Annotated in this window: 17 protein-coding genes and 3 pseudogenes; 13 read left to right on the top strand and 7 right to left on the bottom strand. The window is 65.2% G+C overall.

The window, feature by feature from the left end; all coding sequences use genetic code 11:
* Positions 1-3: 3 nt before the first annotated feature.
* Positions 4-315, bottom strand: a complete 312-nt coding sequence (locus tag KXD96_RS27365; protein WP_260742000.1) for an acyl-CoA synthetase — start codon at positions 313-315, stop codon at positions 4-6.
* Between the two features lie 108 nt (positions 316-423).
* Between KXD96_RS27365 and KXD96_RS27360 the strand changes: the two genes are divergently transcribed.
* The 5 genes from KXD96_RS27360 to KXD96_RS27340 all read left to right on the top strand — a co-directional run bounded on the left by KXD96_RS27360 (position 424) and on the right by KXD96_RS27340 (position 6,557).
* Positions 424-1,620, top strand: a complete 1,197-nt coding sequence (locus KXD96_RS27360; RefSeq protein ID WP_225601153.1) for an amidohydrolase family protein — start codon at positions 424-426, stop codon at positions 1,618-1,620.
* 211 nt (positions 1,621-1,831) lie between these two features.
* Positions 1,832-2,689: a spirocyclase AveC family protein gene (locus KXD96_RS27355; protein WP_263869684.1), complete on the top strand. Its 858-nt coding sequence runs from the start codon at positions 1,832-1,834 to the stop codon at positions 2,687-2,689.
* Between the two features lie 227 nt (positions 2,690-2,916).
* Complete coding sequence (locus KXD96_RS27350) at positions 2,917-3,414, top strand: Zn-ribbon domain-containing OB-fold protein (RefSeq protein WP_225601151.1); 498 nt, start codon at positions 2,917-2,919, stop codon at positions 3,412-3,414.
* A gap of 9 nt (positions 3,415-3,423) precedes the next feature.
* Entirely contained in the window at positions 3,424-4,941 is a 1,518-nt protein-coding gene (gene fadD4 / locus KXD96_RS27345) for a fatty-acid--CoA ligase FadD4 (protein WP_225601150.1), read from the top strand.
* Complete coding sequence (locus tag KXD96_RS27340; RefSeq protein WP_225601149.1) at positions 4,941-6,557, top strand: class I adenylate-forming enzyme family protein; 1,617 nt, start codon at positions 4,941-4,943, stop codon at positions 6,555-6,557. Before fadD4 ends, KXD96_RS27340 begins: the two co-directional genes overlap by 1 nt.
* Before the next feature lie 13 nt (positions 6,558-6,570).
* Here KXD96_RS27340 and KXD96_RS27335 read toward each other — a convergent pair.
* From KXD96_RS27335 to KXD96_RS27320, 4 genes and pseudogenes are all read right to left on the bottom strand, one after another.
* Positions 6,571-7,317, bottom strand: a pseudogene (locus KXD96_RS27335) (SDR family oxidoreductase).
* Positions 7,318-7,426: 109 nt separating this feature from the next.
* On the bottom strand, positions 7,427-8,200 hold the full coding sequence (locus tag KXD96_RS27330) for an enoyl-CoA hydratase/isomerase family protein (protein WP_225601148.1): 774 nt from the start codon (positions 8,198-8,200) through the stop codon (positions 7,427-7,429).
* A 178-nt stretch (positions 8,201-8,378) separates the two neighbouring features.
* Positions 8,379-8,570 (bottom strand): annotated as a pseudogene (locus KXD96_RS27325) (acyl-CoA dehydrogenase); the annotation flags it as partial.
* 88 nt (positions 8,571-8,658) lie between these two features.
* Positions 8,659-8,994, bottom strand: a complete 336-nt coding sequence (locus KXD96_RS27320) for a hypothetical protein (protein ID WP_225601147.1) — start codon at positions 8,992-8,994, stop codon at positions 8,659-8,661.
* A 389-nt stretch (positions 8,995-9,383) separates the two neighbouring features.
* Here KXD96_RS27320 and KXD96_RS27315 point away from each other — a divergent pair.
* The 4 genes and pseudogenes from KXD96_RS27315 to KXD96_RS27300 all read left to right on the top strand — a co-directional run.
* Positions 9,384-9,533 (top strand): annotated as a pseudogene (locus KXD96_RS27315) (hypothetical protein); the annotation flags it as partial.
* Positions 9,534-9,725: 192 nt separating this feature from the next.
* Positions 9,726-10,541 (top strand): PaaI family thioesterase, encoded by an 816-nt coding sequence (locus KXD96_RS27310; protein WP_260741997.1) that lies wholly within the window; start codon positions 9,726-9,728, stop codon positions 10,539-10,541.
* Between the two features lie 13 nt (positions 10,542-10,554).
* Positions 10,555-11,916: a class I adenylate-forming enzyme family protein gene (locus KXD96_RS27305; RefSeq protein WP_225601144.1), complete on the top strand. Its 1,362-nt coding sequence runs from the start codon at positions 10,555-10,557 to the stop codon at positions 11,914-11,916.
* 351 nt (positions 11,917-12,267) lie between these two features.
* Positions 12,268-13,050 carry a FadR/GntR family transcriptional regulator gene (locus KXD96_RS27300; protein ID WP_225601143.1) on the top strand — a complete coding sequence of 261 codons (783 nt, stop codon included), beginning with the start codon at positions 12,268-12,270 and terminating at the stop codon, positions 13,048-13,050.
* 65 nt (positions 13,051-13,115) lie between these two features.
* Here the strand turns inward: KXD96_RS27300 and KXD96_RS27295 are convergent, their stop codons facing one another.
* Positions 13,116-14,306 carry a cytochrome P450 gene (locus KXD96_RS27295; protein ID WP_225601142.1) on the bottom strand — a complete coding sequence of 397 codons (1,191 nt, stop codon included), beginning with the start codon at positions 14,304-14,306 and terminating at the stop codon, positions 13,116-13,118.
* A gap of 528 nt (positions 14,307-14,834) precedes the next feature.
* Between KXD96_RS27295 and KXD96_RS27290 the strand changes: the two genes are divergently transcribed.
* From KXD96_RS27290 to KXD96_RS27280, 3 genes are all read left to right on the top strand, one after another.
* Positions 14,835-15,977, top strand: coding sequence for an acyl-CoA dehydrogenase family protein (locus KXD96_RS27290; RefSeq protein WP_225601141.1), 1,143 nt, complete (start codon positions 14,835-14,837; stop codon positions 15,975-15,977).
* A gap of 39 nt (positions 15,978-16,016) precedes the next feature.
* The gene (locus KXD96_RS27285) at positions 16,017-16,871 is read left to right on the top strand and encodes a hypothetical protein (protein WP_225601140.1); all 855 of its coding nucleotides are present in this window, start codon (positions 16,017-16,019) and stop codon (positions 16,869-16,871) included.
* A 1,002-nt stretch (positions 16,872-17,873) separates the two neighbouring features.
* The gene (locus KXD96_RS27280) at positions 17,874-18,272 is read left to right on the top strand and encodes a nuclear transport factor 2 family protein (protein WP_260741995.1); all 399 of its coding nucleotides are present in this window, start codon (positions 17,874-17,876) and stop codon (positions 18,270-18,272) included.
* A 5-nt stretch (positions 18,273-18,277) separates the two neighbouring features.
* Here the strand turns inward: KXD96_RS27280 and KXD96_RS27275 are convergent, their stop codons facing one another.
* On the bottom strand, positions 18,278-18,502 hold the full coding sequence (locus tag KXD96_RS27275; RefSeq protein ID WP_225601137.1) for a hypothetical protein: 225 nt from the start codon (positions 18,500-18,502) through the stop codon (positions 18,278-18,280).
* 403 nt (positions 18,503-18,905) lie between these two features.
* Here KXD96_RS27275 and KXD96_RS27270 point away from each other — a divergent pair, with 403 nt between their 5' ends.
* Complete coding sequence (locus KXD96_RS27270; RefSeq protein ID WP_225601136.1) at positions 18,906-20,048, top strand: acyl-CoA dehydrogenase family protein; 1,143 nt, start codon at positions 18,906-18,908, stop codon at positions 20,046-20,048.
* Positions 20,049-20,060: the final 12 nt, after the last annotated feature.

Genomic DNA, 20,060 nt, shown 5'->3' with positions numbered 1-20,060 from the left:
CATTCAGCCACTGGCCGGCGGCCGCGGCACGGTGCGCTTGGCTTTGCCGGGATAACCGAAGAACGACTCGAAGTTGGCATCGTTGATCGGGTCAGCCGCATTGCGCTTGGCCGCCGCGCGCAATGCGGTCAGCCTCGCCGTCGCCGTGGCCAACGCGTCGCGGTCACCGAGGCGCTGCAGTTCAGCCACGCGAGCGGCGGTCGCTGCGATCTCCGCCCGCAGTCGTTCGCCGGCCTCCCCGAACGTGAGCAGGTCGTGGTCGTCTTCGTCGATCTTTTCGCGGGCGCCACCGTCGGGCGACGACCTCTCCTGCATCCCGGACATGTTCTGCCTCTCAGCTCTTTACGGGTGTGGTTTGCATCATATACGGTGTGAGATGAACCGTCAGAAATCAAGACGGTGCGTCAGAATTCGGAGGCACCGATGCCGCTACAGGACAATCACCAGATCGTTTCGGTCGACGACCACCTCGTCGAACATCCCCGGGTGTGGCAGGACCGGCTGCCGCAGAAGTTTCGCGAGGCCGGCCCGCGGATCATCGAGCAAAACGGCCAGCACCTGTGGTCCTACGACGGTCAGGTCTTCCCGACCATCGGGCTCAATGCCGTGGCCGGCAAGCCGCGGGAGGAGTGGGGCATCGATCCGGTCCGCTATGAGGACATGATCCCGGGCTGTTACGACCCCGTCGCGCGGATCGCCGACATGGATCTCGACGGCGTGCAGGCCGCGCTGTGCTTCCCGTCGTTCCCCGGCTTCGGCGGGGGCACATTCATCCGCGCCGAGGACAAGGAGTTGGCGTTGCTCTGCGTTCAGGCCTGGAACGACTTCTATATCGACGAATGGTGTGCGACGGCACCCGAGCGCTACATCCCGCTCGCGATCCTGCCGGTATGGGATGCCGCCGCCTCGGTCGCCGAGGCGCAGCGGGTGGCCGCCAAGGGCGCACGCACGGTGTCCTTCCCCGACAGTCCGGTGCCGCTGGGCCTGCCGTCGTTCCACTCCGACCACTGGGACGACCTGTGGCGCGTGTGCTCCGATGCGAAGATGCCGGTGTCGCTGCACTTCGGCTCCGGGTCCTACGTCCCCGGCTTCTCGTTCTCCTCGATGAAACCGATAGCGGGCCAGATGCAGATGCCCGACGCGCCGTTCGCCGTCGCCATCACGCTGTTCGCCACCAACCTGATGTGGACGACCGTCGACCTGCTGTTCTCCGGCAAGCTGCAGCAGTTCCCGGACCTACAGTTCTCGCTCGCCGAAGGTGGCATCGGCTGGGTGCCCTACATCCTCGAGCGCACGGACTACGTGTGGGAGCGCCACCGCTACTACCAGCCGATCGACTTCGACACCCGCCCTTCGGACCTGTTCCGCAAGCACTTCTGGGGCTGCTTCATCGATGATGAGCACGGGTTGAAGAACCGGCACGCGATCGGCGTCGACCGCATCACCCTGGAGATCGACTTCCCGCATTCGGACTCCACCTGGCCGAACTCGCGCAAGCGTGCCGCCGAGGTACTCGCCGAGGTTCCCGACGACGAATGTGCACTGATCGTCGAGGAGAATGCCCGCCGGATGCTCAACTTCCCCCGGGTGCCGGTCCGGGAGGCGGTCCTGTCGGCCTAGCCGGTGCTCGGCCGATGTCGGGCCGGCGGTAGCCGGGAACGTCGATGCACGCCGCGGCGCTTTCCCCACCGGGGATGCCGCTGATAACGTCAACTAAGTTATCTATCTCGACCGTGATGGACCGAAGGCGGGAGGTCGTGTGGCCTTAGCCGAAACTCCAACGCCGCCAGCGCTCGTCGCCCCAGCGGGCACGTGGTTCTTCAACTGGGTGATGCCCATCGTCGGCGGTCTGATCATTGTCCTGGCAGTGGTTGACTCCGTCCGCCGGCGCCGGCTCACCTGGGGATTTCTGTTCCTGATCAACAGCATGCTGGTGTACTGGATGGAGACGATCGGCGACTGGGGTCAGGAACTGGTGTACAGCCCCACCTTCCGAACGCACCACCTGCTGGGCTGGCTTCCGCTGAAAACCCCCCACGATCCGCTGTTCATGCCGTTCGCTTACGCGGTGTATTGGACCGTGCACGCGTTGGTGGTGCTGTGGCTGGGCCAGTTGCTGGCCAAAACGTTCGGCTGGAGCATGCTCAAAGCGATTCTCGTGCTTGCGATCCCTGTCAACTACGCGTGGGACTTCTTCGTGGAAGGCATCGCCGCGAAGATGGGATGGTGGACTTACGACCCCGGGATGGGGCCGGTGCTCCGATTCGCCAACGGAGGGCAGATCACGCTGCTGTGGACCATCGGCCTGATGTGCTTCTGGCCCAATCTGATCGCCTACTGGGCCGGCAAGCCACCAGTGCGCGGGCTCAATCACTTCGAGCGCTTCTTTCGCCTCGAGCGATTCACCCGGCCCAAACCCACACCGGCGCAGACCGGCACGGGTCACATGGCGCTGAGCTCCGCCCACGCCGCTACGGCGACGTTGGCGCCGGCTGCTCAGCGCCGCAGTAAGCAGCAGGAATACGACGACCTACTGGACTACGAGGTCACCATCCCGCGCTGGAAGTTCGAACTTGCCCGTTTCGCGTCCTGGTTCGTCGTGTTCCAGGTCAGCTTCTTCGTCATGCTCGTCGCACCGCTGGTGCTGATGCGGATCATCACCGGCAACGACAGCATCTATGTTCCCTGACCACCGTCCGATGCTGCGAAACGAGGAACCATGACCTTCCTGCCCCCGTCGTCGCGACGTGAATTGCGCACAGAGACGATCTGTCTCGTCGGCGGCTGCCTGCTCGGCATCGTCCTGCTGGGAATCGTCGTCTACTTCACCACGGTGTGACACCGCACCTTCACCACCCCGATCAACCGGAGGGCCACAGATCATGTCCGACCACAGAATCACCACGCGGAGTCACCGTGACTGACCCCGCGACCGTCGGCTCGCCGTATCGGCGGCCCCGATTGCGTTTGGCCCCAACTCCAACGGCCGAATCAACCCCGTTTTGGACCGGCGGGCGCGACGGCGAGTTGCGGATCTTCCGCTGCCACGGCTGCGGACACTTCTACCACCCGCCCGGACCGGTCTGTTGGCGCTGCCGAAGCTTCGACGTCGCCCCGGAGAAGGTCTCCGGCCGCGCCACGGTGGCCGCCTACACCATCAACCGTCAGCCCTGGATTCCCGGCTTCGAACCGCCCTACGTCGTCGCGATAGTCGAGCTGGCCGACGAGCCCGATGTCCGCTTGATCACGAACGTCGTGGACATCGCGGTCCAGGACGTCCACGTCGGCCTTGAGGTCGGGGTGTTCTTCGAAGACTGGCCGACGGGAACCGGCGATGACGAGAGCCGGGTGTGGATTCCGTTGTTCCGACCGGTGCGTCCAGCCGAGGTCGGTCACCGCGGCAACGACCACTGAGTTGAGCGCATGCAGATTCGTGACTGGATCGAATCCAACAAGACGGCATTGGTTCTGCACCCGTCCGGTATCCGGCTCAGCTTCGCGGAACTCGAGGCGCGAGCCAACCGGCTGGCTCATTACTTCCGCCAGGCGGGCCTGCGCGAGGGCGACACCATTGCGGTGCTCATGGAGAACAACGAGCACGTGCACGCGGTGATGTGGGCGGCGCGGCGCGCCGGTCTGTACTACGCACTGATCAACACCCATCTGACCGCGGCCGAAGCCGCCTACATCGTCACCGACAGCGGCGCAACCGCGGTCATCGGCTCGCGAGCGCTCCGGCAGGTGTGTGGCGAACTGGCCCAACACCTCCGCAACGGTCTGCCGGAGCTGAGGATCCTGGCCGACGACCAACTCGAGGGCTGGCTGCGCTATCCCGACTGTGTCGCCGACCAGCCCGACACTCCGATCGCCGATGAGCGGGAAGGCGACCTGCTGCAGTACTCCTCGGGAACCACCGGACGCCCCAAAGGAATCCGGCGCGAGCTGCCGCACCTGCCTCCGGCCGAGGCCCCCAACATCTTGACCCCATTGCTGAACGCGGTCGGCATCGATGACCAGTCGGTGTATTTGAGCCCGGCACCGCTGTATCACACCGCCCCGTCATTCTGGTCTATGTCGGTGCAGGCGCTGGGCGGCACCACTGTGGTGATGGAGAAATTCGACGCCGAACAGGCGTTGGACGCCATCCAGCGTCATCAGATCACGCACGGCCAGTTCGTTCCCACGATGTTCGTCCGGATGCTCAGACTCCCTGATTCCGTGCGCAATTCGTATGACGTCTCCAGCCTGCAGCGCGTGGTCCACGCCGCCGCGCCGTGCCCGGTCGCTATCAAGCACCAGATGATCCAATGGTGGGGGCCCATCGTCGATGAGTACTACGCCTCCTCGGAGGCTGTCGGCGCCTCGTTCATCCGGGCGCAAGACTGGTTGGCCCACCCCGGGTCGGTGGGCAAACCGCTGGTCGGCGCCCCACACATCCTCGACGAGAACGGCAATGAACTTCCGCCCGGCCATACCGGTGAGATCTACTACGAGGGCGGGCATCCGTTCACCTATCTCAATGACGAGGCGAAGACCGTCGCAGCGCGCGACGCCCACGGATGGGTGACCGTCGGCGATGTCGGCTACCTCGATGATGACGGCTACCTCTACCTGACCGACCGGCGCCACCACATGATCATCTCGGGCGGTGTGAACATCTATCCGCAGGAAGCCGAGGACATGCTGATCACCCACCCGCGGGTGCTCGACGCCGCGGTGTTCGGCATCCCCGATGAGTCGATGGGTCAGTTGGTGAAAGCCGCCGTGCAAACCGTCGATGCCACCGACGCCACCGACGAGTTCGCACAAGAACTCCTGGCATGGCTTCGAGAACGCCTGGCGCACTTCAAGTGTCCGCGGTCGATCTCGTTTGAGGCGCAGCTGCCTCGTTCGGATACCGGAAAGCTTTACAAGCACGAGCTGGTCAAGAAGTACTCCTAATGGTCACCGACGCCACGCCGTCGACTGGGTTCGACTACGCACCATTACGCGACAATTGGTACCGCCAGGGCTGGTACTCGACGCGCACCTGCATCGACGCCTTGCGCGATGGCGCAGCCCGGCATGGCGATAGCCCGGTGGTTTTTATCACCGAGCAAACCGAGACCAGGTCCAGTGTCGCCGATATCCACGGCAAGGCACTGGCTGTGGCGGCGGGGCTGCAGCGGCTCGGCGTAGCGTGCGGCGACGCGGTGGCAGTCCAGCTGACCAATCGCCTGGAGTGCGCAATCGCCTACGAGGCGGTATTGCTCTGCGGGGCCGTGCTGGTCCCGATAATCCACATCTACGGTCCACACGAAGTCGGCTTCATCCTGGACGAAAGCGCCGCCAAGGTCCTGATCATGGCGGCGACGCTCCGGTCGACGTCGAATCTGGACCGACTCGAGGACTACGCACGCATCGCCACCCTGCAGCACACCGTGCTCGTCGGCGCCGAATCCGGCCAGGGCTATCTGGGCTGGTCGACACTGCCTGCGCGGTCGGCCGACTATGCCGAGCCGTCACCGTCGGCCGACGACGTCTGTCTGCTGCTCTACACCTCGGGAACAACGTCAGCACCCAAAGGGGTTCGGCACACCCATAACTCGCTGCTGGCCGAGCAGGCCACCGTGGCCGACCTCATCGCCGGCAAGCCCGGCGATGTTCAGTTGGTGTCATTCCCGCCGGGCCACATCGCCGGTGTCGGCTCACTGCTACGGCCGCTGATGTCGGGCTCCCACGTGGTCTTCGTCGACAGCTGGGAGCCGGCTCGGGCCGCCGACATCGTGGCCCGCTACCGGGTGACCTCGACCGCGGGAACGCCCTTTCACCTGGAGGGCCTGCTGGATCTCGGCGACACCGCGGAGAAACTGGCCAGCCTGCGCGAGTTCCTGGTCGGCGCCGCGACGGTCACCGACGAGCAGGGACGACGCGCCGCCGCCGCCGGCATCACCACCTACCGCTGTTATGGGCTCACAGAGCATCCCACGGTCACCGGTGGGCATCCCGAGGATCCCGACACGGCACGGCTGGGCACCGACGGCACACCGATGCGCGGCTCCTCGGTGCGAATCCTGGGTCCCGACGGAACACCGGTGCCGTGTGGCCAGGACGGCGAAGTCGTGGTGCAGGGCCCCGACCAATTCATCGGCTACCACGATCCGGTGCTCAACGCGGCTGCATTCACCCCCGACGGCTGGTTTCGGACCGGCGATCTCGGTCATCTCGACGCCAAAGGCCGCCTGACAATCACCGATCGGATCAAAGACGTGATCATCCGGGCGGGGGAGACGATTTCGTCCGGCCAGGTCGAAGACATCCTCAACGCCCACCCGGCGGTGCGGGAAGGCGCGGTGGTGGCGGCCCCCGACCCTCGCTACGGCGACGTGGTCGCCGCCGTCGTGGTGCTCGAACCCGGAGCGCGCCTGGATCTCGACGAAGTGCGGCGCCACTTCGCCGCCTCGGGTCTGGCCAAGCAGAAGACCCCCGAACGGCTCGCGATCGTGGAATCACTGCCCCGCACCTCACTGGGTAAGGTCCGCAAGGCCGACCTGCGCGCGACCCACTTCGGCCGATGAGTCGTCGGGCCGCCTAGCCCTCGGGCAGCTGCTGTTCGATCGGAATGAAGTCGGGCATGGTCAGGCTGCGCCGCAACCAGTTCGCGCCATCCAAGACGAGCGTGTGCCCCGTGAGGTATGCGGCGTAGGGCGAGCACAAATACGTTGCCGCCCAACCGAGTTCATGCGGTTGGCCGACGCGCCCGCCGGGGATCCGGGCCGCATCCTGCTCAGGGGTCGAGCGCGCCCGCAGCACCTTCGGCAGGTCATCGTGGGGGAATTTGCCCGGCGCCAGGCAGTTCACCCGGATACCGTGTGGCGCCCATTCGACGGCCAGCGACTAAGTCAGGTTGGTGACTCCGGCCTTGGCCGCAGCCGAATGGGCGGTACCCGGCCCGCCGGTCCACGCGTAGGTGGCACCGATGTTGAGCACCGCGCCCGCAGCACCCCGAGCGATCGCCCGAGTGGCGAATTCCCTGCTGCACAAGAAACTTCCGGTCAACACGATATCGACGACGCTGCGCCACGCGCCCGGACTCATCCTGGCCGCGGGCACGGGAAAGTTACCCGCGGCGTTGTTGATCACCACATCGACGGGTGCCAGATCGCGCTCGACCGTGTCGAACATCGCCGCGACCGCGTCGGCGTCGCGCACGTCCAGCGCAACACCGAGCGCTGTGCCGCCGACCTGCTCGACGGCCCGGCAACCCATCTCGCGATGGTCGGGTTTGCGGCTGGCCACCACGACAGCCGCACCCAGGCGGGCGAATTCGACGGCCATCGTGCGGCCCAGTCCGGTGCCGCCGCCGGTGACGACAACGACCTGACCGGCGTAGGTGTTCGGCGGCAGCATCGCGGTGCCCAGCGGGGGAGGAGCCGGCAGTGCCATGTCAGTGGCCCTCCTGTCGCGCACCCGTCGCGCGTTGCTTGATCCGTTGATAGTCCGACGAGCCGAACAGCGCCGTCTGCGCCAGCAACTCCTGGCCGATGCCGGTGCGGATGGCACCTGCCGTGGACTGATTCACCAACATCTTGCCCATCGACATCGCCAACGCCGGTCGGGTGGCCAGCAGCCGGCACAGCTGCATGGCGCGGGCCCTCAGCACGTCGGCGGGCACGAGTTCCTCGGCCAGGCCCCAGGCATAGGCGGTTGCTGCGTCGATTCGTGTACCGCTGAGGACGAGGTACTTGGCGCGGGCGGGACCGACCAGCGCGGGCAGGATCTGTGTGCCGCCGGTATCGGGTACCAGTCCGAGCTCCACTTCGGGCAGCCCGAAGACCGCGTTGTCGGCGATGATGCGGATGTCGGCGGCCAGCGCCATTTCGAAACCGCCGCCAAGCGCAGCGCCCTGGACCGCGGCCACAATGGGTTTGGTGGCGTCGAGCATGTCCAGGCGCAGCCGTTGATGAGCCCGCACGAAGGTGAAATCGTCCTCGCCGCCCGCGCGGTGGCCCAGTTCGGCGGTGTCACGGCCCGAGCAGAACGACGGGCCCTCGCCGCGCAGCAGCAGGCAGCCCACCGCGGGGTCGTCGAGATAGCGGCGCACGGTGGTACTCAGCGCGTCGAACAGCGCGTCGGTGACGGCATTGTGGCGGTGCGGACGGTTCAGCGACACCACGCCGACACCGTCGACGATCTCGGCTGCCAGTTCGGTGCTGCTCATAAGTCCTCCAGTGGGTCGGTGCGGGGCAGTGATCCCAACTGTGCGGCCGCGCGGTGCAAGCCTTCGACCGTGCACAGGGTGTGGGTTGGTTGATACCCACGAACCCGCAACCGATGTCGGGCCCACCCGCGCGGGCATACTCCTCGTACCAGATCAGTTGACGCACCAACGGCAGACCCTGCCCGCCGTAGTCGCGCGGCCAGGCTATACCGCCGAAACCGCCGTCGAACTGCGCGCGCTGCCACGCCATGTCCCACGCCCGCGCGCCCTGGAAGTCCTGAGGGCGTTCGGTATAGGGAATGTTGGCGCGCAGCCACTGGCGCACGTCATCGCGAAACGCACAGTCATCGTTGGTGAATAACAGATCCATCGCTTTTCCTCGGCTTCTGCGCTGCGTGAGTTTATATAGATAAACTAGCTCGATCAACGGTGTGTCGGCCGGCGGCCATGCACGTTCGTTAGCGGTTGAAGCGGTTGAGGAGCGCCGCGGTCTCGAGATCCTCGACGGCTATGCAGGCGCGTCGCCACGCGGCTTCGGCGTTCTCCGGTGCTTGAAGTCCGGGCCAGTTGATGGTCATGGCGGTGGCGTCCCAGGCTTCGGCGGAGAAGAGCCGGTAACGCTCAAAAGCCTTGTCGTAACTGGGGACGTCGGTGACTCCACCGGCGCGGAGGCCATCCCGATACCGTTCCAGCAGCTCGCGCTCGTAGGCCCGGCGAAGGTCGGGGTCAAGCCCGGTGGTCATCCAGTTGCCCGGTGTTGTGTAGCTGACGTAGCTAACCAGGTCAACGTTCAAGGGTCAACATGGCAGTGGGAGCGCATCGGTAAGTCGGCCGCGGCGTCGTTCGCTGCCGAAGCCGTTCGCATCAACGCAATCGCACCAGGTTTCACGCGCAAATGCGGGTGTATGCCGTACCGGACGAGGTTCAACTGAACACGGCGGGCCGTGTCCGACAGGCCGTCAGGCCGATCCGGATGCCCGATTCCCGCGGCGCATATCCGGCGAAATCTCAAAGTCAGAAATTGAAAGGAATCGGGTCTGGATGTCGCCGCCGTCGTCGACCTGTGCGTGCGCTTCGTGCCGGGCATGGCGTCTTGAGCGGCATGACGATGAACGACGCCATGGGGCAAGCTCGTTGAAGCCGGCGGTTCCGAGTCGGACGCGCGATCCAGAACGCGTTGTAAGTGCCGATCCTGGCGCCCGAGGATATCGCCGCCGCTGTCGAGTGGCTGGTCAGCGACAAAGCCAAATACGTTACGGGCATCGCGCTGCCGGTCGACGATTCACCGTCCGCTGAACCCGCATCACACACAAAGAAGCAACGACACCGGTGACCTGATGGCGGGGCGGCCAGACTTGCGTGGCAATTATCTAACTATATACCTTATTATGTATCCGCGATCCGTCCCCCGGGTCCTACCCCAAAGCGAGGCTATATGACCGACATCGTCTCGATGGGCAGCTATGCGCTGCCCCGGGTAGCTGGCAGCCGCCAGGTGGGCGGGCCCGATGAGGAGCGCTGACAGGTGAGTGACGGGTTGCGGCCCCGCGGGCCGATACGGCAGATCTCCTCGCCCTGCTTCACGTTGACCGGGATGACGTTCACCGATGCCCCCGAACGTGGTGCCTGTGCGCGAGCAGCGCTGGCACCGGCGTGGGTCACCGACGGCCGCGTCCATCCTGCGCTGCTGCAGGTGGTCCTGGACTCCGGCCTGGGGATGCTGGCCATGACTGCCTTGGCTGCGCAGGAGGTGAGCATCAGCGGCGCCATGCAGACCTGCTTCGCTGCCGGGGTCCTCAGCAGCGGGACCGAGCTGCTCTCCTACGGCCACGTGTTGAGCCACCAAGGGGGGCTGCTGGTGGCCTACGGTGACGTTGTCGACGACCGGGGCGCGGTGCTCGCCCACGGGATCGCGAGGTATCACATACTGGTTCGTGAGCCCTCCGATTTCGCCGCGCTGGTCGACACCAGTGTCCACGGCACCGCGATCGAAGAGGTCCTGTCGCTGGTCGTCGAGGAAGAGTCTGCGGATCGGGTCGTCACCAGCTGGGCTGGGGACCCGCGGGTGGCCAACCGCCACGGCCATGTCCACGGCGGCTTCGTCTCGGCGCTTTCGGAGCTCGCCTCACGCCAGGTCGCGTCCCGGGGCCGCACCGTGGCACCCCTGGAGCACGCTCACCGCTACCTCCGCCCGGTGCCGGCACAGGCCGGGTGCGTGGTGCGCTGCGAAGCGTCGATCGACCGTGTCGGACGTCAGATCGTCTCGACGACGTGCCGCCTGCTCGACGAGAGCGCTGCGCTGTTAGGGTCCTCGACCTCCACCTACGCTGTCACCACCTGAAGGGAGTCACACCATGGTGGAGACCCTGCTCACCCTGCTTCGGGCGAGGCCCCGGACGTCGCTGGCGGTGGTCACCCCGCACGTGCGCTGGAGTACAGGCGAACTGCTCGAGCGTGCGGCGGGAGCTGCGGACTGGCTTGCCGGACAGCCCACCGAAGGCGCGCTGCACATCCCGCTGCTCGTCCCCTCGGGCCCGGACGTCCTTGCCCTCACCGTGGCAGGCGCCGCACTGGGACTTCCCGTGGCGCCGTTGAACCCGCGCTCCGGGCCCGCCGACCTGCTACCCCTGCTGGATCCGGGACGGACACCGCTGGTCGTGGTGGGCGAGGGATCGTTGGCCGACCTGGTGCGCAGTGCTGGATGCCGGCCAGTGCTGCTTCCGTCGTTCCCCCGGTCAACCACACCGTTGCCCGTCCCAGCGGACACCGACGTCGCCCTGGTGTTGCACACGTCCGGAACAACCGGCGTCCCCAAGCGGGTGCCCGGACGTCACCGCGAGCTGGTCGCCCGCATCAGACTGCTCGCGGAGATCCTGGGCCTGACCCCGACCTCGATCGTCACCGCGGGATCACCCCTGCACCACATTGCCGGCCTGGGCCAGCTCCTGGTGGGGCTGGGCGCCGGCTCCGCGGTCGCCCCGCTACCCGGCGGGGCAGCCGCGCACTGGGCTGAGCTCGCCGCACTGGGCGCGACGCACACCATCCTCGTGCCCACGATGCTCCACGACCTCCTGGAACGGGGTGCGCTCGCAGATGCACCGCTGGAGGTCATCCAGTACGGCGCCGCCCCAATGGGTCCCGCGCTCGTCCGTCGCGTCATCGACGCGCTGCCCGAGGTTCGGTTGATCCAGCTCTACGGCCAGACCGAGGGCAGTCCGCTGACTTGGCTCGACGACGACGCCCACCGCGCGGGTACTGGCTTGGACACGGTCGGCGTCGCCCTTCCGGGCGTCGAGCTGCGGCTGGACGGGGAAGAGGTGGTCGCCCGCGCCGCGCACCTGTTCGGAGCGGTGGACGGTGCGTGGCTGCACACCGGAGACCTCGGCACCCTCGACGAAGAGGGGCGGCTGCGACTGGTCGGACGCGCTGGAGACCGCATCGTCCGCGGCGGCGAGAACGTCGACCCCGCGGAGGTCGAGGCCCTCATCACTTGCCACCCGAGCATCCACGAGGTCGCCATCGTCGGCATTCCTGACGAGCGGCTCGGTCAACGGATCAGAGCCTACGTCGTCGGCGACGAGGTCGACTTCGAGGAGGTCCGGGTCTGGACCCGGGCGAGAACCATGGGCTTCAAAGTCCCTGACGAGTGGGTGCGAATCCGCGAGCTCCCCCGATCACCGGCGGGCAAGGTGCTGCGGCGCGCCCTTCTCATGTGAGGCGCCGGCGAATCGAGGCTGCGGAAATGCCCCGGTCCACAGTCGGCATCGTCGCCGAACTTGGCCGCGACGACGCACACGGCATCACTGACACCACGCCCTGAAAAAGCGGGGCCGCAGGTGCTCCGCGTGCGCGCAACGCTACGGCCTAGCGTTGCACGCCACCTTCGCGGGGGCTCACTTGTTGAATGACCCAACAGCCCGGCAGTGGGATCTATTGTTGCGCAACGATATGCGTGCGTGGCGCCACCCTACCTTTAACCGTGAGGATGAGCTTGTTGCTTTAGATGAACTAGTGCCACTTCCTCGCGTGACTATCATTGACCCGCACGACCGGGCGAGAAGGAGTGCGTGATCGAGAGCAATCCGTTTACACATGCCGGCGCCGAGCAGTGGGTCCGTCCCCTCAAGATGTCGGATCAGGTTGCGGCTCAAGTCCGGCGGATGATTGTCCGCGGGGAACTCGTCGACGGTGACTGGCTGCCGCCCGAAGCTGAGATGATGCGACGATTCGGGGTATCGCGGCCGACACTGCGAGAAGCGCTGAGATTGTTGGAAGGCGACGCGTTGGTCACCATTCGCCGCGGCCCACCCGGCGGTGCGCGCGTGACGGTGCCCGGGCCCGACGCCGCCGCCAGATTGTTCGCCATGGTGCTGATGCTGTCCGGCACGACCATTGGTGACGTCTGGGACGCCCGACTGGTCATCGAGCCGCCCGCGGTGCGCCGGTTGGCGCAAACCGCCTCACGGGCTCAACTGATCGCGCTCGACGACGAGCTCGGCCGGGTTCGCGCCGCCGCCGAAGACCCCCGCGGATTCCACAGTGCCGGGGTGAGTTTCCACCTCAAACTCGTAGAGCTGTCCGGCAATCACACCCTGGCCGCGGTTATCGGCATGCTCTCGGAGATCATCGAGCGCGAACTGGCTACGACGGTCGCTGAAATCGGGGCTGACAGCCAAGAACTCGCGCGGGCGAACCGGCGCGCGCTGCGCAGCTATGAAAAGATCGCCGCTCTTATCCACGCCGGCGACGGCGAAGCGGCCGAACAAGCCTGGCGCGACCACATGACCAGCGCCCGTCGCTATCTCACGAAGGTTCAGCACCGGGACCGCGTCATCGACCTGCTCTCCTAGCGAACCGGCGGAATAGAATCACGCTGGCGCTCAATGCAACTCGCGGGCACGGCGCGATGAGCGCATCACGACCGACCCAACACCAAGGGCAGCTCGGCCAGCGCAAACGTTTGCGCAGGGAACGCGATGTGCGGGCGGAATCCTTCTGCGACGTGGAACTCCGGAACACGCCTGAGCCATTCCTTCGTGATCAGGCTCAGTTCGAGTCGCGCCAGGTGGGAGCCCAGACAACGGTGCGGACCGCCACCGAATCCCCAGTGCCGATGCACCTTGCCGTCCATCACCACGGTATCGGTCGAGATCCCGTCGGTGCCGTCCCGGTTGATCGCGCCGAGGCACAGTCGTACCTGGCTATTTTCGGGCAGCGTGACACCGCCGATCGTGACCTCGGCCGTGGTGACCCGCGGAACGACGGGCGCCGGCGGCTCCAGCCGTACGATCTCCTCGACGAACACTTTCACGTGCTCAGGGTCGACGATGAGTCTTCGGCGCAGCTGGGGATCGCGAGCCAGCGCGAGCAGGGCCGACGCCATTGCCGAGGTGACGGTATCCAGCCCGGCCAGCACGAACAGATAACACAACCCGATCGCTTCGCCGTCGTCGAGCGCATCCTCTCCGGTGAGTAAGGCCGAGAGGATGTCATCGCCGGGGTCGGCACGCTTGGCGGCGATCGCCTCGGTGAGGTAGCCGAACAGCTCGAGGGCAGGGGCGAGATCGGCACCCTCGAGGCTGGGCAGATCCGCCAGGGCGATGATGACGTTCTTCCAATGTATGAGGCGATCGCGATCCTCCAACGGAAGGCCGAACAGCGTCAGAAAGACCTGCGACGGGTAGGGGATCGCGATATCTTGCATTACTTCGCATCGCCCCTGGGCGGCAGCAGCTTCGACGATGTCGATGGCCTGCTGCTGCAACGAGGGCAGCAGCGTGGCGAGGACGTTCGGGGCGAAGAAGGGCTGCAGAATGTGCCGGAACCGGGTGTGCTCGGGAGGGTCGTAGGCGATGGGAACTAGTGGCAGTGGACTGCCGAGGATGTCGAACGCTTTCTTCGAGGAGAACAGGGCCGGGTCACGCAGCGCCTGTAGAACGTCGTCTCGGCGGGTCAGGTAGTACGCGCCGTTCATCATCACGACCGGACCGGCATCACGCAAGGCTTGCCAACCAGCCCCCCGGTCATCGGCCATCGGGAGCGATTCCCACTCCAGCTCCGGCAGTGCGCCGGTACCTCGTGCTGCACGATGATCAATCGTGTTCATCCTCGCTCCCTTTCTGTCCGTGCCGTTCCTGCGTGTGGTCGGCTCGTCGCTGCGGCGGTGGGGGAGAGCGCGCGAATGATGACCACCACGTCAACCGGCTGGTCGCTGAGGCCATGGCTGGCGCCCACGCGCTCGAGCCGGGCCATCAGTACCGTCCAGCCATCGCCGTCGGACGGCACCGTCGGGACGTCCGGGGATCGGTCGATTGCGGGAGCATTCGCATCAAGTTAAAAGTTTAGTGAATTCTTCCGCGGCAGATCCGCGATTGGCCAAACACGGGATAATAGATTCCAGCGGCATGGATGGATCGAGGCGCTTGGTTTCCAAGTGCTACCTCAGCGACGACAACGAGTCCAGCCGGTCCCCTCGGTCGCGCCGGGGGTTCGACGATCCGGCGCCCGGCAAGTCCCCGAACCAGATGTGCCTTACGATAATCAGATAACCATATATCGGATTGCATGGTCATCGGCAAGGTGTTGCCGGGCCGGGCCGTCGCGGCGGCGGACCTGCGAGAAAGTGGGTGTGAGGATGAGGCGTTTGGTGTTCGAGGCCGAGCACGAACAGCTGCGGGAGACCGCGCGGCAGTTCATCGAGCGTGAGGTTGCACCGCACGCCGAGAAGTGGGAACGCGAGCGAATCGTCGACCGCTCGGCCTACGTCGCGGCGGCCAAGTACGGCCTGATCGGATTCAACATGCCCGAGGAGTATGGGGGCGGTGGTTCAGATGACTTCCGGTTCAACGCCGTAATCAATGAGGAGTTCGCGAAGTGGGGCAACGTTGTTCCCGCGCTAACCCTGCAGAACGACGTCGTGGGCCCGTACTTCAGAACGCTGGCCAATGACGAGCAGAAGAAGCGGTGGCTACCGGGAATCATCAACGGCGAAACCATCGTGGCGATCGCCATGACCGAGCCCGGCGCGGGTAGCGACCTGGCCGGCATCCGCACCTCCGCGATCCGCGACGGCGAGGACTGGATCCTCAACGGCTCCAAGACCTTCATCTCCTCCGGCATCAACTGCGATCTCGTCGTGGTCGTCACGCGCACCGATCCCGCGGCAGGGCGCAAGGGCTTCACACTGCTCGTAGTGGAGCGCGACATGGAGGGCTTCACCCGGGGGCGCAAGCTGGACAAGATGGGCCTGCCCTCACAAGACACCTCCGAATTGCACTTCGAGAACGTCCGGGTCCCGTCGGCCAATGTGCTCGGCGCTGAAGGTCGAGGGTTCTACCACTTGATGCACAACCTGCCCTCCGAGCGATTGTCGATCGCGATCTCCGCGGTCGCGGGCGCGCGCGAGACCTGGCGACAGACCCTGCAGTACACCAAGGACCGCAAGGCATTTGGACAGCCGATCGGCAGCTTCCAACACAACCGCTTCGTGATGGCTGAGCTCGACACCGAGCTGGAGATCGCCGAGCAGTACATCGACCGGTGCCTGACCGCGGTGCTGGACAACGAGTTGACGGCGGTGGAAGCCGCCAAAGCCAAGTGGTGGTGCACCGAGCTGGCCAAGAAAGTCGTCGACGCCTGCGTGCAGCTGCACGGCGGCTACGGCTACATGAACGAGTACCGGGTGGCGCGCGACTACGTCGACACCCGCATCATGACCATCTTCGGCGGCACCACCGAGATCATGAAAGACCTGATCGGCCGCGACCTCGGCCTGTGAACTCGATCGGCAGCTAGCGCCCCACGACAAGGAGGTCAGGTGGGTAACGATTCATACGGCGACATCAGGACCGTAACGCCCGAAGAGCACTGGAAGCACTTCGAGAAGTCCTGGCGGGCACTGAAAAGCTATACCTACCTTGGCAAGACGACGCCGCACCTGGATGCCGGCGTCGACAAGGAAGCAATGCCGCTGCGCCACGATATGCGCAACTCATCGGGCGGCATCACGGCGAGCCCGTTGACGATCCTGGCGCCCGAACCCTGGTGGCGCGACGACGAATGCGTGCCCGCACCGGTGACGATGACCTACGACATCCTCGATCCCGCCTACGACGTCACGCGCCTAGAGGTGATTCGCGACGTGATCAGCGTGGGTCGCACCATGGGCTTCAGCCGCGCCCGCGTCGTCGACGCCGCAGACCACAGCCGGGTCATCGCGATCTCGACGGGCAGTGGGGTGAGCCTGGGTGATGTCCCGCCCGGGTTCTACCCGGTGGACAACCCGATCGATGACCTGGCCGACACCCCCGATCTGCCGCCGCTGCGCGAGGTGTTCGGCATCAGCAAGCGGGCGGACGGCACGCTGGAAATCCCGAAGGTGACACCCGAGATCGCCTCGCCGCACTCGGCGCTGCACCAGGGACCCATCAACATCGCCTTAGAAGCTGCGATGACCGACCAACTCCAACGGATCCTGGGCGCTACGGACCTGCAGGTAGAGCACTACACGGTGATGTTTGTCCGGGCCGGTTACACCGGCCCGTTTGTGGCCAGCGCCGTCGTGGTCAACCCGCACGGGCCGCGGTTCGGTGTCGAGGCCACCATGATTGACGAAGCTGCCGACGGCCGCATCATCGCCACCGCGTCAGCGGCGTTCCGCCCCGTACGTTGACATAAGCCTCCCTGCCGGACAACCTGCGTGCCTTGTCATTGGGTTAGCGTCGGTGGGTCTGTGCGCACATGCGGGTGTGCGATCCGGTGGCGTAGCCATGTTTGCCAGCTTCAACACAGACGAAGTGCGAGAGGGACTTCAGACCGATCGCCAACGCTGAACGTGCCGTCACCCCACGAGCTGCGCCCATGGCCCGCCGCTGTTCGCGCCCGCGTCGCCGATGTGCTATATGGGAATATATTTAGTTACTGGTCGCCCCCCGCACCGCCGGGTCGGCTGGGGAGATGGTCATGGAACACACGATCGGGATCGGCCAGCTGCGCGGTGCTACGTGCGCCTACCTTCGGCAGGTGGCAGCCGGCGACAGCTTGCATGTGAAGCGCCGCGGTCGGATCGTGGCCAGAATCGACGCGATGCCAAAAGGAGCACCGGCCAGGGGCGCCGCACAGCCGGTCGTATCGCCACCGCGTCCGATCGTAGTGGATCTCAGTCACTTTCGATCCCATGCAGGACGGTACTTTGATCGGGTTGCCGCGGGCGAGTCCATCGTGATCGCCCATCAAGGCTGCCAACTGGCCCACATTTCGGGGTGATCGGCGGCCCCCTCTCGGCGAGTACGCTGTCGCACGCCGGGCTGTGCACGGGCATCTCTCACGCGTCCTGAGCCACGGTGGGCGGGCGCCGATGAGGAACGGCGCCGGCTTAAGACTTGTCGGGGATGGTATGTGCGGCAGGTGCAATGACTTGGGTCCGCCCCGTCCTCCCGGCGCTCGCCCTTGACCATTAGTCCTGTATGAACACATACTATGATTAGTGTTCAATAGAGTATATTCATACGATCACTGCGGCGGTTGTGTCGTGGTCGTTAGGTGGATTTTTGCGGCGAACGCTCGCCGAGCATCCCTGTAGGTCAACGTAAATCAACATCTGTGAGGTTGTGACATGGAAACATCTGCCGTGGCAGCGGAACGAGTGCACCAGGCGCTTGTCGAGTGGGAGCTCGTGAAGCTCAACACCGCATTCGCCTACTTCATGGACCACGGGGACTTCGAATCGATGATCCAGTTGTTCACCACTGATGCGCACTTCGACAGGGCGGGCAACATCCATCGCGGCCGTGATGAAATCCGGGAGGCTATGCGTCAGCGCCCCAAGGTGACCGCGCGACATCAGCTGACGAATTTTCACTTCCTCAACGTTTCCGACGAATACGCAGAGGGCGTCATCTGCGCGATGGTGTACCACGGGCCGCCTCAGGAGGACGGCAAGCCGGCGGATTACGCCGTCGATGAGTGTCGACTCATGGAGTTTCAGGACAAATACACACGCACACCAGAGGGATGGCGTATCGCATCGCGGATCGGAAGGGCGATACTGGTTCCGCGCAAGATCAGGCCGTGACGCGGTTAGCTGCCGAACTGCGCGCCGTATGAAGCCTCTTTGCCGAGGAGCATCTGCAGCACCTCGCTGAGGTCCCGTGCCACGACATCGGGCAGGTGATCCATGATGGTCCGGTTCTCGAAACCTATCACCCGAATTCCCTTGAGCAGAATAAGGTTCAGCGATATACACGGGATATCGCCCGCGGCGAAGCCGAGCACGACGTAGCGTCCGTCCCAGCCGCATCGCATGCAGGCAGGGTTCGGGATACCGGCCGCCGACCGGGGTCGACGACAACGCCGAGGCGCCTCCGGTGAGTGCGTTGAGCCGGCCCTTGAGGTCGTCTCCTGCATAGTCGGACACTGTGACGGCCCCATAATCGGCTGCCGCCCGGCGGTTCTCGGCATGCCCGCACTAGTGTACGGAAAATAGCAATTATGTATAATCAGTTCGATCCGTATCAAATGGCGGCTCGGATGGTGCGGCCGGAGGCGAAAGGAGGCGGTCCGTCCTGAGAGATCGACTCCTGGTCGTCGAGTTGGCCGAGCGCACCGACGTCGCCCTGTCGCGTTGTGGCTACTAGCTGCGACGTTGGATCCAGATCTGAAATCTTCCCGTGTATCGGCATTGCCAAAGCGGCAGAGAGGCGAACAAGTGCAGCGCACCCTGTTCAACGATGACCATGAGGCGTTTCGGGCGACCGTCCGCGCGTTCTACGCCGAGCAGGTGGTTCCGGAGTACACCGAATGGGAGAAGGCCGGGGCGCCGCCGCGACATTTCTGGACCGCCGCGGGCAAGCTCGGCCTCCTGGGTATCCAGGTTCCCGAGGTATTCGGGGGGGGCGGTCAGGACAGTTATCTGTTCAATGTCATTCTGACCGAGGAATCCCAGCACGCCGGCGTCGCGCTCGGCGGCCTGCGAATGCATACCGACATTGCGATGCCGTACTTCCTCAACGTCGCCAATGCCGAGCAGCAGAGCCGGTGGCTGCCGCGACTGGTGTCCGGCGACGCGGTGAGCGCCCTGGCGATGTCGGAGCCGGGCGCAGGTTCCGACATGAAGGCGATCGCCACCCGCGCGGTGCGCAACGGCAATCATTACATCGTCTACGGCTCCAAGACGTTCATCTCCAACGGCGCCAACGCTGATCTCATCGTCACCGCCGTCAAGACCGATCCGGAAGCCGGCCGGGAAGGCCTGAGCCTACTGGTGATCGAAGGCGACAGCCCTCGGCTCATCCGCGGCCGCAAGCTCGAGAAGCTGGGCTTGAAGTCACAGGACCTGGCGGAGCTGATCTTCGACGACGTTGTGGTGCCCGCCGAGAACCTGTTGGGGGAGGAGGGCAAAGGATTCGCCTACCTGACCGAGAACCTTGCCCAGGAGCGCCTCTCGATTGCGGTGAACAGTCAGGCCGCCGCGGCCAAGGCGTTACGAGACACTATCGAATACACCAAGGGGCGCAAGGCGTTTGGTACGACAGTATCGTCATTCCAGAACACCAAATTCGAACTCGCAGCCTGCGCCACCGAAATCGAGGCCGGTCAGTCACTGCTCGACCGGGCCCTGCTGGCTCATGAGGACGGAAAGCTGTCAGCGGCCGATGCGGCCATGGTCAAGCTGTACTGCACCGAACTGCAGGGCCGAGTGATCGACCGCTGTCTGCAGTTGCACGGTGGCTACGGCTACATGATGGAATACCCGATCGCGCGAGCTTATGCCGATGCCCGCGTGTCGCGAATCTACGCCGGCTCCAGCGAGGTCATGAAGGTGATCATCGCCCGCTCGCTTGGGCTCTGACCCGTTGACGCC

Source organism: Mycobacterium sp. SMC-2, from assembly GCF_025263485.1.
Classification (GTDB): domain Bacteria; phylum Actinomycetota; class Actinomycetes; order Mycobacteriales; family Mycobacteriaceae; genus Mycobacterium.
The sequence above is the reverse complement of the archived record's forward strand: the minus strand, read 5'-3'. Positions and strand labels throughout refer to the sequence as shown.

Coding starts and splice junctions, on each gene's coding strand:
- KXD96_RS27365 (WP_260742000.1), bottom strand. CDS start 315: ATGCAGGAGAGGTCGTCGCCCGACGGTGGCGCCCGCGAAAAGATCGAC.
- fadD4 (WP_225601150.1), top strand. CDS start 3,424: ATGCAGATTCGTGACTGGATCGAATCCAACAAGACGGCATTGGTTCTG.
- KXD96_RS27355 (WP_263869684.1), top strand. CDS start 1,832: ATGCCCATCGTCGGCGGTCTGATCATTGTCCTGGCAGTGGTTGACTCC.
- KXD96_RS27290 (WP_225601141.1), top strand. CDS start 14,835: ATGAGGCGTTTGGTGTTCGAGGCCGAGCACGAACAGCTGCGGGAGACC.
- KXD96_RS27340 (WP_225601149.1), top strand. CDS start 4,941: ATGGTCACCGACGCCACGCCGTCGACTGGGTTCGACTACGCACCATTA.
- KXD96_RS27275 (WP_225601137.1), bottom strand. CDS start 18,502: ATGCGATGCGGCTGGGACGGACGCTACGTCGTGCTCGGCTTCGCCGCG.
- KXD96_RS27295 (WP_225601142.1), bottom strand. CDS start 14,306: ATGAACACGATTGATCATCGTGCAGCACGAGGTACCGGCGCACTGCCG.
- KXD96_RS27330 (WP_225601148.1), bottom strand. CDS start 8,200: ATGAGCAGCACCGAACTGGCAGCCGAGATCGTCGACGGTGTCGGCGTG.
- KXD96_RS27305 (WP_225601144.1), top strand. CDS start 10,555: ATGGTGGAGACCCTGCTCACCCTGCTTCGGGCGAGGCCCCGGACGTCG.
- KXD96_RS27360 (WP_225601153.1), top strand. CDS start 424: ATGCCGCTACAGGACAATCACCAGATCGTTTCGGTCGACGACCACCTC.